Origin of the sequence: Paraliomyxa miuraensis, from assembly GCF_026337845.1 — a bacterium.
Taxonomy (GTDB): domain Bacteria; phylum Myxococcota_A; class Polyangia; order Nannocystales; family Nannocystaceae; genus Paraliomyxa; species Paraliomyxa miuraensis.
In genome coordinates, this window is record NZ_JAOVZF010000150.1 from 292,168 (window position 1) to 305,758 (window position 13,591).

Genomic DNA, 13,591 nt, shown 5'->3' on the forward strand with positions numbered 1-13,591 from the left:
GGTGGCCACATCGGTCCCCGGGTCGCGAGGCCGAGCGCTGCGGGGTCACCCCTTGGCCGTGTGCGGGCGCAACGGCTCGCGAAGATCGACCTGGCCGGCGTGACGTACATCGATTCCTCGGGCGTCGGCGAGTTGGTGGGCGCGTACACCACCGCGGCCAACCAGGGCGGCCAGCTCAAGCTGGCCGCGATCTCCATCAAGGTCGTCGACGTCCTCCGGATGACGCACCTCATCCAGGTGTTCGAGACCTACGACACCGTGGACGAGGCCGTGGCCTCGTTCGCGTAGCCTCAGGCGCTCGGCACTTCGGGCCCCACGAACCCGCCGGCAAATTCGAACACGTGTTCGAATTTCGCCGAGCGACACGCAGCGTTCGACGAGCCACCGGCCCATGGACGCGGACGCGGTGCGCTCACCGCCACGCGAACGCGACCTCGAGGACGGTGGGTCGGGCTCGGCGGCGCTGCCCAGCTCAGTACCAGCGGTGCCACAGCGCGCCGTCCGTGCCGCGCGCAAACACGTCGAGGCGATTGGGGCCCCACGACACCGCCGCGGGCGGCGTGGTGATCACCCCCTCGAGGCTCTCCCAGCCTCCCCACGCGCTCCCGTCCCACCAGCGATGCCACAGCGCGTCGTCGGTACCGCGTGCGAACACGTCGAGGCGATTGGATCCCCACGACACCGCCACGGGCAGCGTGGTGATCACACCACCCAGGCTCTCCCAGCCTCCCCACGCGCTCCCGTCCCACCAGCGATGCCACAGCGCGTCGTCCGTGCCACGGGCGAACACGTCGAGGCGGTTGAATCCCCACGACACCGCCGCGGGTGGCGTGGTGATCACACCGCCCAGGCTCTCCCAGCCTCCCCACGCGCTCCCGTCCCACCAGCGGTGCCACAGCGCGTCGTCCGTACCGGCTGCGAACACGTCGAGGCGGTCGAACCCCCACGACACCGCCGCGGGCGGCGTGGTGATCACACCGCCCAGGCTCTCCCAACCTCCCCACGCGCTCCCGTCCCACCAGCGGTGCCACAGCGCACCGTCCGTGCCGCGCGCAAACACGTCGAGGCGATTGGATCCCCACGACACCGCCGCGGGCGGCGTGGTGATCACACCGCCCAGGCTCTCCCAACCTCCCCACGCGCTCCCGTCCCACCAGCGATGCCACAGCGCACCGTCCGTACCGCGTGCGAACACGTCGAGGCGGTCGAGCCCCCACGACACCGCTGCGGGCGGCGTGGTGATCACACCGCCCAGGCTCTCCCAGCCTCCCCACGCGCTCCCGTCCCACCAGCGATGCCACAGCGCGTCGTCCGTGCCGCGTGCGAACACGTCGAGGCGATTGGATCCCCACGACACCGCCACGGGCAGCGTGGTGATCACACCGCCCAGGCTCTCCCAGCCTCCCCACCCCGGCGCAAACGCGGCCGCGTTGGCCGTGAGCGGCTCCGTGGAATCGAGTCGCACGTCGAGGGCCCCAGCGGACGCGGATGCGACGAGAGCAACGCCCGCGGACACCGGCCCCTTCGAATCGGGCTCACTGGGCGCCGGACTGGCGGTCGCAGTCGTAGCGGGCGCCGCATCGAGCTCCGGCACGGGGTTCGAGCACGCGACGGCCAGCATCACCGAGACGAGCGCCAACGGAGCCTTCGACCAGGTATCGTTCGCCATGAGATCACTTCCCCTTGCAGCGTTCGCACCTCGACCCGGCGCTGCAACAGAGCGGAAGCCAGAACGCTGGTCGCAGCTCCTCATCGCGAGCGCGGTGGTCTCGCCACCATGGCGGCGCCACTGCAGTCGCGTCGTGGGCGAGACGCCGGTGCTCTCGGCGACGACCGACCCGAGCGTCCGCCCACCTCGATCTCGACCGAGTGCACGATGCAGGCGGACGTCAGGCTTTCTTGGCGGCGGTCTTCTTGGCGGCGGTCTTCTTGGCGGCGGTCTTCTTGGCGGCGGTCTTCTTGGCGGCGGTCTTCTTGGCGGCGGTCTTCTTGGCCGGCGTTCCGTTGGCCGCGGTGTGCTTCGCCGCTTTCTTGCTCTGCCTCGCCATCATCTTCGCGATGTACTCAACCGCGTCCGGCGTCTTGCAGCTCGTGTCACCGTGGTCGACCTCGACCTTGCCGATCGCCTTCGCAATCACCAGCGCCTCGTCGCGCAGCTCGGGGTGATAGCCGCCGATCGCGATCAAGACGCTGTTCATCGAATAGCGGGTGCGATTGGGCGCAGCGTGGATTCCCTTGCGGATCTTCGCGAGATACGGCCGCAGGTATGCGTCGTCCACATCGGTCCCGCCGGCGGCCAGGATGCCCAGCACGTGCCAGCCGGCGGCCGAGCGATACTCGCCCTCGTGCCCGTGCCAGCGCTCGACCAGCTCGCGCGCCAGGGGTGAACGCCCGCCGACGTCCGCCACCATGCCGTTGAGCCCGTAGTTGCCGTCGCACACGGCTTGCCACGCGTCGAACTCCTCGACCGTCATCGCCTCGGGGTCGGCGATGAGCGTGGCCAGGGTCCGCGCGTCGTGGTTGCCGGTGGCCCACAACTCGCGCGCCAGCGCGTGGTCGACCTTGATCTGCTTTCGCAGCGCGTAGAGGTCGGCAAAGCGCACCCCGAACGCGGGCCCGGTCACCTCGTGCCGGCGCCAGGTCTTGAGCGTGGACTCGTTGCCGGCCTGCTCGAGCCGCTTCATCACCTCGGCCAGTTTCATACCCCCGCGAGCATAGCCGCATCGCAGCAAACGATGGGGGCGGAGATCCGGGCTCGCTGCCGGCCCCGTCCCGCGCATCACGCGTTCGATCGCCCCGGCCGATTGGATGAGCGTTTCGGCCACGGCGGGCACGACCTCGACCGGCATGCCCTTGGCCGGCGACTGTGCACGGCGTGCCATGACGGTGCCAGGCAGAGGGGCCCTGCGCCTTCGCGGCGATCGGTCGATGCTCACGAGGCCGGTCGGTGTACGAGCTCGATGCGGTTGCCGCTGGGCTCGTAGAACATCATGTGCTTGGCGGGACCGCCGTAGGCGAGCTCGGGGCCGAACTCGACGACGACCCCGGGATGGGTCGACAGCCGCTCGTGGAGTGCGTCGAGGGTCTCGAAGCCGTCGACGGTCAGCGCGAGGTGGTGCAGGCCCACGTTGCGGCGACGATCGAAGGGGGTGGCATGCTCGGGATCCTCGGCGCGCCACAGGGTGACGGTGGTGTGCCCGTTGGTGAGGAAGTACGCGGGGTAGCTCTCGTCCTGGCCGCGGACGCGGAAGCCGAGCACGTCGACGAAGAGCGCGCGGCTGGCCTCGAGGTCGGTGACGGTCAGGCCGACGTGGTCCGTGCCGAGGACCCCCACGGGCGACGAAGGGGCCCCGTCGATGGTCGCGGAGGGTCGCTCGTCGGAGAGCGAGGCGGCGGCCGCGGTCGGAGGCGCTCCGAGCTCGGCGGACGTCGTCGAGGGGGAACAGCCGCTCGAGTGGAGCAGCGATCCGACCAAGGGCAGGAGGAGGAGCGCGCGGACCGGCACGGGACCCCAACGTGGCCGGCGCCTCGAACATATCGCCGCCGGGTACGGGTACGGCGATGGGCGTGGTGCGGCTCTCCCGACGCCTTCTCGCGGACCGCGACCGCTTGCTAGAGTGCCTGGAATCACGACGCGCCATGTCGCGGGAGTGATCCTGGGTCGCGGGGGTACGCGGGAATTTCCGTAGGTTTTTGGAGAAGAACTGGAGAAGGGATGGGGGTCAGCGGACGACGGTTTGTGGAGGTTCACCAGCGTCCCTCCAACGCCTGAATGGTGGCCACAGCATCGGCTTGCTCCGTCTGGCGTTCGTCGTCGTCCGAGTCTTCTCGACGCCAAGCGCCTTGGGTCTCCCCCTTGGCCATGTGCAGGTGCAACGGATCCAGCAGTTGCTCAGGGCCTCGCTCGACGTGTCCGCCGCCCCGTCTGCGCCCCGCGAGGAAGGCCTGGGCCTGCTCCACGGTCATCGTCTGCACGGTGCCGTCGACGACCTCTTGAAGGCGTCTGTCGAGCTCGGCCCCGAGAGCTGCGTCGTTCAGGGCGGGTAGAACCTCTTGGTCGTCCTCGAGGCTCCTGAGCAGCGCTCGAGCGATCCCTGCTCGCTCGGGCTCTGGGAGCCTCAGCGCCTCGTCGAGGATGCTCTGACCAGCGTCGGACATCACGGGCGCATCGTAGTACAGCGGGGCCACCCAGCGACGGGCCTACCGCTCCCACAGCAGGCCGAGCGCCAGCTCCACCGCATCGAACGGCTCGACCCGCACGCGTGCGTCGTCTCGATGCACGGCCACGCGATGCCACACGCTGCCCCCGTGGCGGTAGACCTCGAGCATCCGTACCACCGGATCCACCAGCCACACGTGCCCGACTCGCTCGCGTAGGTAGATCTCCATCTTCTCCGCCCGATCCACCGCCTCCGTCGATGGGGAGAGCACCTCGCAGACCCAGTCGGGCGGGACCGAGGTCCACGCCGCATCCTTGGGCACGTCGGCGAACCGCTCGCGCCGCCAGCTCGCGAGGTCGGGCGCGAGGATGTCCGGCTCACTCCCGAGGTGAAGCTCGGGCTCGTCGTAGATCACCCAACCACCAGGGCCGCCCGTTCCCATCCGAAAGGGGCCGAACAGGAGCCCGCCGAGGTGCGACGACGCGTTCGCGTGTCGCAACGCCGGTCGCGGGTGTGTATGGAGCACGCCGTAGATCACCTCCGCCACCAGGTGTGGAGGGGCCTGCAGGACGTCCTCGTAGGTGGCGCGGCGATGGGCGGGAGCGGTCATCGCCCGACCATCCTAGCAGGACCCGGCGGGCGCGTTGAGCACCGCGGGCCTATTCTCGGCTGGCTGTCCCCGAACCGTCGGGAGGCCAGGCGAATTCGACGATTCGGACCTCCTGCCTTCGCCGCGACAAAGACCCCAGCCGCCACCCCACGCCCGTACACGCCGACGGCATACCCGCCGACGACCATGACCTCGCGTCAGCGTCGGACCGGGTGGAATTCAGCTCGCGGGAGTCTTCGCTGTGGGGTCAGACGGCGCAGGATGACCCGCCACCGAGCGCGCCCACTCCCCGTGCGTCATCCCTTGGCCAGCTCGAGCAGCCGTGTCATCAGCGGCTGCATCCCCGCTTCGACCTCGGCCCACGGCCATGCCAGGTCCACGCCATCGGTGAGCAGCTCGTTGGCCCCGTCGGCGACAACGAGGTGCAGGTGGCGACCATCGATGTCCGGGAAGAGGAGCACCGCGCTGCGAACCCGCAAGGCCCGGCAGTACGCCAGTGCCTGGTAGAGGTCCTCGCTGCTCGCCTTGCCCCGACATAGCTTGTACTTGGTGTCCGCGACCAGTCGCAGCTCGCGATCGTGGTAGAGCAGGAGATCGGGGAGGATCTTGATCTGCCCTTGCCGATCCAACGAATGGGACCCCTGGGCCCGCACCCGCCAAGGCCCGGGAAGATTCCGATCGAGCCAGATCGCCACGAACTCCTGGAACAGGGTGTTCATGTTCACCAGGAAGCTACCCATGGGCAGCGCCCCGGGGCCGTCCTCGGCGCCGCGTGCTTGCAGGATCAGCCGGCAGATCCCGTGGATGACCTCGTAGTGTGCGTTGAGACGATCGTAGGTGAATTGATCGAGGTCGCTCGGCCGGAACCGTCGCGGGGTGAGCCGAGCGAACGCCGCCTTCGATCTGCGCACGCGCTGGTCGAGCTGCGGCGATCCGGTGCCTTCGATCTGGGAGAGCGTGTAGCCGATCACCTGGTTGAGCGGGAGATCGGCGGTGTAGTCCTCGTAACGGCAGGCGATGGTGAGGGTCCCGCCCGGCATCGTGCGCAGCTGCTGGTCGAGCGCGAGCCGTCCGCGTAGGACCGGCAAGCGAGCTTCGTCCTCGACGTAGCCACGCCGTAGGCCGCCGCGAACCAGCGCCTCGAGGTGTTGCACGAGGATGAGCACCAACAGGTCGCGCAGATCCTCGTCCTCTGCCTGGTGCACCAGCTCGGGCCGGAGCTTGGCGAGGTGGTGAACGTGGCTCAGCATCCCGAACAGGTTCCGCAGCCCGCACTTGGGGCGAATGCGCAGCTCGAGGCTCGGGCCGACGATCGTGCCGGCGATGGCCTTCGCCTTGAGCTCGTAGCGCCCGGGCCTCGTCGTCGGTCGGACGACGATCACGTGCCGAAAGTGCTCCTGCAGGAACGACACGTCGTGCTCGCGAAGCGCGACCTCGCGAGCCTCGTGCTCCCGCAGAGCGAGGGTCTGGATCACCCAGCGCCCTCCCCTGATTCATTCTCGGATACAGCCGCGTCGACCTCTACGAAGGTCTCGAAGCGAAACTGGGCGATCTTGTCCCGCTTGCCGTAGAAGTACTCCTCGAGGGTCGGCACGATGCTGCGATCCCACACCCGCTTGAGCGCCAGCTCGTCGAGCCCGCGCCGCATGAAATGGGTGTGGCCAACGAGCAGGTTGTCGTCGAGCCTCTCACGCCGAAGCGCGTCGTTGAGCTTGTCGAGCACCGTCGCCACATAGGCCATCTTGGGCGCGTGCTGCGAGAGCCACTCGCGCAGCAGCTGGGAATCGGGCCGCAGCTCCACGAAGTGAAAGCGTCGGCGCAATGCCACGTCGACCAACGCGATCGATTGGTCGGCGGTGTTCATGGTGCCGATCAGGATGAGGTTGGTGGGCACGGAGAACGCCTGCCGGGAGATGGGAAGCTCCACCCGATGGTCGGGTCCCCGCCGCTCGAGCAGGTAGAGCAGCTCGCCGAAGATCCGCGGGAGATTGCCGCGATTGATCTCGTCCACCACCAGCACGAAGGTCTCATTCGGCCGCTTGCGCGCCAGGTCGCACAACTGCCGGAAGATCCCCGGCTCGACCCGGTAACCCACCTGGGCCGATTCGACGCTCACCACGGGGCGGATGCCTTCCACGAAGTCCTCGTAGCCATAGGACGGGTGGAATTGAACGAGGCGGAACTCGCCGCCATCGCGGGTCAGATAGCGGGCGAGGCGTTCGGCCAGATGGGTCTTGCCGGTGCCCGGCGGGCCGTAGAATACCAACTGAGGCTTGTCGGCGAGGAGCTGCTCGATCTCGTCGAGCTCGGCCTCGGGCATCGACGTGTCGGCCATTAGCGCGTCGCGGTCGTAGACGTGCTCCTCGTCGGGCGCATCATCGGCGGGCACCGCCCCGTCGAGGGAATCGGCGACGACGGGCTCGGCCGGGGCGGACTCGGTCTCGACGTGGACGACACCGGCCTTCGCTTCGGCACGTGCGGCCTCCATCAACACGAGGTCGGTCGCGTGCACCGGGACGTCGTAGGCACGGCGGAGCTGGGCCAGCCCCCGGGCATACTCGAGGTAGCGTACCCCCTTGCGCCCGCGTACGGATTGTCCGGTGAGGACCGTGTAGCCCTTGGCGAGGCCGGTCATGATCGGGAACCACCGCTCCGGGTCGCGTATGTGCAGCAGCATGGTGGGCAGCGACCGACCCGCCCCGGGAACGTCCTTGGCGGCCCAGAACTCGTCGAGCACGCGGGCGACCGCTTCGTCGTCGGAGGCCTCCCAAAGCCGGGGGATCCAGCCGTTGAGCGCGTCGGTGGCGGCCGCGATGTCGTTGGCGAGCGAGCCGGTGAACCCGGGGGCGAAGCGATCGGCCTTGTTGCTCCCGTTGCGATGATCGACGTTGAACAACTGGAGGAGCTTGCGGACGTCCTCCGGGGAGAACGTGCCGAGGTGGGCCTGCACGAAGGTCCGGGCATGGTCGACGGCCTGGCGACGGGCAGCCTCGCGCGCGGGGGTGAAGCGCGCGAGGGCCTCGGCCACGAGCACGGCGGGGTCCGTCGGTGACGGCGTGGAATCGTCGGCCGGAGTGGAACCCGGCACGGGCCGCCACGGGTCGTCGATCGAAGGCTCGAGCGCGGCGATGCCCGACTCGGGCTCGTAGCTCCAGCTCACCTGCATGGTGCGGCCCTGGGGCCCGGTCTCGCCGCCACGCAGGACCCCGAGCCGGCGAAACAGCTCGGTCACGCCCCCGAGATACGAATGACCGCTGGAGATCGTGAGCGCGCCGTAGAAGTCGATCGCGGCGACGCGGATGTCGAGGGTGTCCCGCCCTCGGGGGATCGCCTCGCGCAGGGCGCCAGGCAAGCGGAGGATCCGGGCGCGGATGTCGTTGAGGGTGACCGAGGACGTCGCTTGGACCACGGACATGGGGCTGCCGCATGGTCCCATCCCATGGTGGGGGTACGCCATCGAAGTCGCGGCGACCGGGCGGATCGAACGGGCCAACAGCGGCAATGGCGCAGAACGCCGGGTTCCCTGCCCGCCCGTGGTCCCGATTGCCGTATCCTCGACCCTCCGTTCGTCGCATGGCGCTGCAAGCCGGTCAGATCGTTCGCGTTCGCTCCCGTCAATACCTGGTGGAGGAGGTCGTAGCTCCGCCTCGGCACGGGCACGACACCCTGGTGCGGCTGTCGTGCCTGGCCGACGACGCCCAGGGAGAGCCGCTCGAGGTGCTGTGGGAGCGAGAGGTCGACGCCAAGGTGCTGGGGGCGACGCCGTGGGACGTGATCGCGCGGCGGGGGTTCGACGATCCCACGCTGTTCTCGGCCTACCTGCACACGCTGCGGTGGAACTGCGTCACCTCGACCAAGGCCGAGCTGTTCCAGGCGCCCTATCGGGCGGGGATCGAGGTCAAGGCGTATCAGCTCGAGCCGCTGCGGCGGGCGCTACGGATGCCGCGGGTGAACCTGTTCATCGCCGACGACGTGGGGCTGGGCAAGACGATCGAGGCCGGGCTCATCCTGCGCGAGATGCTGATGCGGCAGAAGGTGCGGCGGGTGGTGGTGGCCTGCCCGCCCTCGGTGGTGCTGCAGTGGCAGGCGGAGATGGAGCAGCGCTTCGGGCTGACGTTCGTGGTGTTCGACCGCGAGCTGGTGGCCCGGATGCGGCGCGAGCGAGGGTATGGGGTCAACCCGTGGAAGACGCACACGCGGTTCGTGATCTCGCATGCGCTGCTGCGCAATGAGGACTACGCGAGCACGCTGCGGGCCTGGCTGGGGACGTTCTGTCCGGGGACGCTGCTCATCCTCGACGAGGCCCACAACGCGGCGCCGGCCAGCGGGGGCAAGGGGGGCGGCTCGCAGCTGACCCATGTGGTGCGGGATCTGGCGCGGCGCTTCGAGCATCGGCTGTTCCTCTCGGCCACGCCGCACAACGGGCACAGCAACAGCTTTGCGGCGCTGCTGGAGATGCTCGATCCGCAGCGGTTCTGCCGGGGGCTGCCGGTGGGGGGCAACCCCAAGCTGCTCGATGCGGTGATGGTGCGGCGGCTCAAGGCGGATCTGCGGCGGGTGGAGTCGGGCTTTCCCGAGCGACGGGTGGTGCCGGTGGTGATCGACGGGCTGCCCGAGGACGCGCCCGAGCTGCGACTGTCGGCGCTGTTGCAGGCGTATCGGGAGGCGCGAACGGAGCGGCTGGCTGCGGCTGCGAAGTCGCGCAAGCAAGCGGCGCTCTTGGTGATCACGTCGCTGCAGAAGCGGCTGCTGTCGTCGGTGGAGGCGTTTTCCCGGACGCTGCGGGTGCATCGCAAGGCGATGGAGCGTCGGGCGGAGAAGGCCAGCGAGGCGGACGCGGGGCTCACGGAGGAGGAAGCCACGCTCCTGCACGAGCCGCCCGGCGCCGACGACGAGCGCGCGGAGCGGCCCGAGGACGAGGTAGAGGCCGAGGACGACGCGGCGGTCGAGGCGGCGACCCGGCACGGAGCACGGGAGCTGCCGCCGTCGGCGGAGGAGCTACGGCTGCTCGAGGAGATGACGGAGATCGCCGAGCGGGCGCGGTACGACGTGGATCATCGGCTGCGCGCGCTGCTTGGGTGGTTGCGCGAGCACGTGTGCGCGGGGATCGGCGAGCCCGGGCGTCCGGCGAAGGCCGGGGCGGCATGGGAGGACCGGCGGGTGTTGATCTTCACCGAGTACACCGACACCAAGCGGTGGCTCGAGCAGCAGCTGCAGGCGGCGATCGCCGGGACGGATCGGGCGGAGCAGCGGGTGGGCACGTTCCACGGGGGGATGGGCGACGAGCGACGGGAGGAGATCAAGCGGGCGTTCAACGCGGATCCCGGGGCGCATCCGCTGCGGATCTTGATCGCGACGGATGCGGCGCGCGAGGGCGTGAACCTGCAGAATCACTGCGCGGATCTGTTCCACATGGACGTGCCGTGGAACCCCTCGCGGATGGAGCAGCGCAACGGGCGGATCGACCGCAAGCTGCAGCGGGCCGAGGTGGTGCAGTGCCACTACTTCGTGCTGCCGCAGCGGGCGGAGGATCGGGTGCTCGACGTGCTGGTGAAGAAGACCGACACGATCCAGCGCGAGCTGGGGAGCCTGTCGCCGGTGCTGGTGCGCAACGTGGAGCGGCTGCTGTCGCCGGGGATCGGGCACGACCAGGCGGGGACGTTGGCGGCGGAGATCGAGCGGGCCGAGGAGGTCGACGAGGGCTCGCGGCGGGCCAAGCAGACGATCGAGGAAGAGCTCGATCCCGTACGGCGCCGGGACCTGGCGCTGCAGCGGCAGGTGGACGAGCTGCGGGGGTTGTTGCGCGAGTCGCAGCAGTGGCTGGGGCTCGATGATCGGTGCTTTCGCGATGCGATCTCGGCGTCGCTGGCGGTGCTGGGGGCCGAGCCGTTGCGGCCCGAGGATCCGAGCGCGGCGGCGGAGGATCCGGCGCGGGCGCGCTGGGTGGTGCCGGCGCTGGACCAGCGGGCGGGGGCGGATCCCACGTGGGCAACCACGCTGGACACGTTGCGGGCGCCACGGGAGCGCGGGGAGGATGCGTGGCAGTGGCGAAGGCGGGCGGGGATCCGGCCGGTGGTGTTTCGCGATCCGGGCACGCTGGACGATGGCGTGGTGCACCTGCACCTCGAGCACCGGGTGGCGCAGCGGCTGCTCGGGAGGTTCCTTGCGCAGGGGTTCGTGAGCGATGATCTATCGCGGGCGTGCGTCCTGCATGGGGATGATCCGATCCCGCGGGTGATCCTGCTGGGACGACTGTCGCTCTATGGGCCGGGGGCGGCGCGGCTGCACGACGAGGTGCTGTCGGTGACGGCGCGCTGGGTGCCGGGGGACGTGCGGGAGGAGCCGCTGGCGGCGGATGAAGAGGGCGAGCGGGTGGATGTGCTGCGACGGCTGGACGAGTCGCTGGGGTCGGCGCGGCTGCGGGACGTGCCGGAGGGGACGCGACGACGGCTGAGCGCAGGCGCGGCGAAGGACGTGGCGGAGCTGCTGCCGGCGCTGGATCGGGAGGCCAAGCGGCTGGCCAAGGCGGCGAAGAACGAGCTGGTCAAGCGGGGCAAGCGGGAGGCCAAGGAGATGGAGGCGATCTTGCGGGACCAGCAGACGCGGATCGAGCAGGAGCTGCGCGAGCCCGAGCCGATCAAGGAGACTCAGCTCGCGCTGGGTTTCGAGAGCGAGGAAGGCCGGCAGCGCGCGGCCGATCGGCGGCACTGGGAGAAGCGGCTGGGGGAGCTGGAGAAGGAGTTGGATACCGAGCCGGCGCGGGTCCGGGCGGGGTACGAGGTGAAGGCGGTGCGCATGGACCCGGTGGGGGTCGTGTACCTGTGGCCGGTGTCGAGCTAGGGCGACGCGGGCGAGCGGGCGAGCGAGCGAGCGAGCGGGCGAGCGAGAGAACGAGGGAACGAGAGCGATGGCGAAGGATCCGGAGACGCGCGCGCATCAGGAGTGGCTGGGGCTCTTGCAGCCGGTGGGGCTGGTGGTGTCGCCGCCGGCGCTGGTGAAGGCGCAGGCGGTGGTGGCCCGCAATGCGGTGGAGCTGCAACGGCGGCTCTTGGGGGTGATGGAGAAGGACCCGCAGGGGCGGCCGCGGCTGCCGGCGTGGGAGGTGCTGGCGCGAGGGGTGCTCGACTGGGAGGCGGAGGATCTGGTGTCGGGGGAGGCGATGCCGACCCGACTGGAGGTGGCGCTGCCCGATCACCAGGAGGTGCTGCGGCCCACGCATGCGGTGCCGGATGGGGAGCGGGACGGGGAGTGGTTGATGGTGGTGCAGGAGCTGCGGGAGGTGGACGACCTGCAGCAGCTCGACCGACCGCCCGCGCGAGAGCAGCGGGGGTGGCATGCGAGCCCGCAGATCAAGCTCGAGCGGCTGCTGCGAGACACCGGGGTGGCGCTGGGGATGATCTGCACGCCGGTGGGGGTGCGGATGGTGGTGGCACCGGCGGGCGAGAGCTCGGGGCACCTGACGTTTCCGGCGGGGGCGATGGCGGAGGTGGGCGGGCGGCCGATCGTGGCGGCGCTGCACATGCTGCTGTGCGCCGAGCGGATGTTCACGCTGCCGCCCGGGCGGCGGCTGCCGGCGATCGTGGCGGAGAGCCGCAAGTACCAAAATGTGGTGAGCACGCAGCTCGCCGAGCAGGTGCTGCGGGCGCTCGGGGAGCTACTGCGGGGGTTCCAGGCGGCCGACGAGGCGACCGAGGGGCAGCTGCTCGGGGAGGTGGTGCGGGAGGATCCGCAGCACGTGTATGGCGGGTTGATCACGGTGCTGATGCGACTGGTGTTTCTGTTGTACGCGGAGGAGCGGGAGATGCTGCCCGATGATCCGGTGTACGTGGGGCACTACTCGGTGGGGGGGTTGTTCGAGAGGTTGCGGGCGGATGCGGGGCTGTACCCGGACACGATGGACCAGCGGTACGGGGCGTGGGCGCAGCTGCTGTCGCTGTTTCGGCTGGTGTTCGACGGGGGTGGGCATGGGGGGATGTGGCTGCCGGCGCGGGAGGGGCAGCTGTTTCATCCCGATGAGTATCCGTTCTTGGAGGGACGGGCGAAGGGGTCGGCGCGGCAGAGGTTCGGGGCGGAGGATGATGGGGTGGAGCCGCCGAAGGTCTCGGATGGCGTGGTGGTGCGGGTGCTCGAGGATCTGTTGATGCTCGACGGGGAGCGGCTGAGCTACCGGAGCCTGGACGTGGAGCAGATCGGGAGCGTGTACGAAGCCGTGATGGGGTTCGAGGTGAAGCGGACGCGGGGGGCCAGTATTGGCGTGCGGCCGCAGCACGTGGTGGTGGATCTGGAGGAGGTGCTGCGGGGGAAGGGCAAGGCGCGGGTGGAGGCGTTCGAGAAGGGCGCGGGGTGCAAGCTGGGGGGGAAGCAGCAGGCGGAGGTGAAGGCGGCGGGGTCGGTGGACGAGCTGGTGGCGGCGATCGAGAAGAAGGTGTCGCCGCAGACGCCGAGGGTGCTGCCGGTGGGGAGCTTGTATTTGCAGCCGACGGAGGAGAGGAGGAGATCGGGGAGTCACTATACGCCGCGGAGTCTGACGGAGCCGATCGTGCGGACGACGTTGCGGCCGGTGCTGGAGGGGCTCGAGGCGGGAGGAGAGCGGGCGACGGCGGAGAGGATCCTGGGGCTGAAGGTGTGCGACCCGGCGATGGGGTCGGGGGCGTTCCTGGTGGAGGCTTGCCGGCACCTGGCTCAGATGGTGGTGGAGGCGTGGGAGCGAGACGGGAAGGCGCCCGAGCTCGGGGCGGATGAGGATCTGCTGCTGCACGCACGACGACTGGTGGCACAGCGGTGCTTGTATGGGGTGGACAAGAACCCGTTTGCGGTGAGC

Annotated in this window: 10 protein-coding genes; 3 read left to right on the top strand and 7 right to left on the bottom strand. The window is 69.8% G+C overall.

The genetic code is table 11. From position 1 onward, the window contains the following. Positions 1–60 precede the first annotated feature (60 nt). A complete protein-coding gene (locus OEB96_RS18040) occupies positions 61–288 on the top strand; it encodes an STAS domain-containing protein (RefSeq protein ID WP_266217290.1) in 228 nt (75 codons plus the stop codon). Positions 289–472: 184 nt separating this feature from the next. Here OEB96_RS18040 and OEB96_RS18045 read toward each other — a convergent pair whose 3' ends face one another. The 7 genes from OEB96_RS18045 to OEB96_RS18075 form a co-directional block, all read right to left on the bottom strand. Then, entirely contained in the window at positions 473–1,465 is a 993-nt protein-coding gene (locus tag OEB96_RS18045; protein WP_266217291.1) for a hypothetical protein, read from the bottom strand. Between the two features lie 424 nt (positions 1,466–1,889). Continuing rightward, entirely contained in the window at positions 1,890–2,702 is an 813-nt protein-coding gene (locus OEB96_RS18050) for a DNA alkylation repair protein (RefSeq protein WP_266217293.1), read from the bottom strand. Positions 2,703–2,932: 230 nt separating this feature from the next. Continuing rightward, on the bottom strand, positions 2,933–3,475 hold the full coding sequence (locus OEB96_RS18055) for a VOC family protein (RefSeq protein WP_266217294.1): 543 nt from the start codon (positions 3,473–3,475) through the stop codon (positions 2,933–2,935). Between the two features lie 272 nt (positions 3,476–3,747). Further along, positions 3,748–4,158: an addiction module protein gene (locus OEB96_RS18060; RefSeq protein WP_266217296.1), complete on the bottom strand. Its 411-nt coding sequence runs from the start codon at positions 4,156–4,158 to the stop codon at positions 3,748–3,750. Between the two features lie 42 nt (positions 4,159–4,200). Beyond that, a complete protein-coding gene (locus tag OEB96_RS18065; protein ID WP_266217298.1) occupies positions 4,201–4,770 on the bottom strand; it encodes a Uma2 family endonuclease in 570 nt (189 codons plus the stop codon). Positions 4,771–5,066: 296 nt separating this feature from the next. Beyond that, a complete protein-coding gene (locus tag OEB96_RS18070; protein WP_266217300.1) occupies positions 5,067–6,245 on the bottom strand; it encodes an McrC family protein in 1,179 nt (392 codons plus the stop codon). Further along, positions 6,242–8,185: an McrB family protein gene (locus OEB96_RS18075; RefSeq protein ID WP_266217301.1), complete on the bottom strand. Its 1,944-nt coding sequence runs from the start codon at positions 8,183–8,185 to the stop codon at positions 6,242–6,244. Before OEB96_RS18075 ends, OEB96_RS18070 begins: the two co-directional genes overlap by 4 nt. A 158-nt stretch (positions 8,186–8,343) precedes the next feature. On the opposite strand from OEB96_RS18075, the gene drmD reads away from it, so the two are divergent. Then, positions 8,344–11,610 (top strand): DISARM system SNF2-like helicase DrmD, encoded by a 3,267-nt coding sequence (drmD, locus tag OEB96_RS18080; RefSeq protein WP_266217303.1) that lies wholly within the window; start codon positions 8,344–8,346, stop codon positions 11,608–11,610. 67 nt (positions 11,611–11,677) lie between these two features. Then, positions 11,678–13,591, top strand: a 1,914-nt coding sequence (locus OEB96_RS18085) for an N-6 DNA methylase (RefSeq protein WP_266217305.1), incomplete at its 3' end; no start/stop codon positions are given.

Excerpts from the sequence above, each read along its gene's own strand:
- OEB96_RS18050 (WP_266217293.1), bottom strand. The coding sequence starts at position 2,702 with ATGAAACTGGCCGAGGTGATGAAGCGGCTCGAGCAGGCCGGCAACGAG.
- OEB96_RS18060 (WP_266217296.1), bottom strand. The coding sequence starts at position 4,158 with ATGTCCGACGCTGGTCAGAGCATCCTCGACGAGGCGCTGAGGCTCCCA.
- OEB96_RS18065 (WP_266217298.1), bottom strand. The coding sequence starts at position 4,770 with ATGACCGCTCCCGCCCATCGCCGCGCCACCTACGAGGACGTCCTGCAG.
- OEB96_RS18075 (WP_266217301.1), bottom strand. The coding sequence starts at position 8,185 with ATGTCCGTGGTCCAAGCGACGTCCTCGGTCACCCTCAACGACATCCGC.
- drmD (WP_266217303.1), top strand. The coding sequence starts at position 8,344 with ATGGCGCTGCAAGCCGGTCAGATCGTTCGCGTTCGCTCCCGTCAATAC.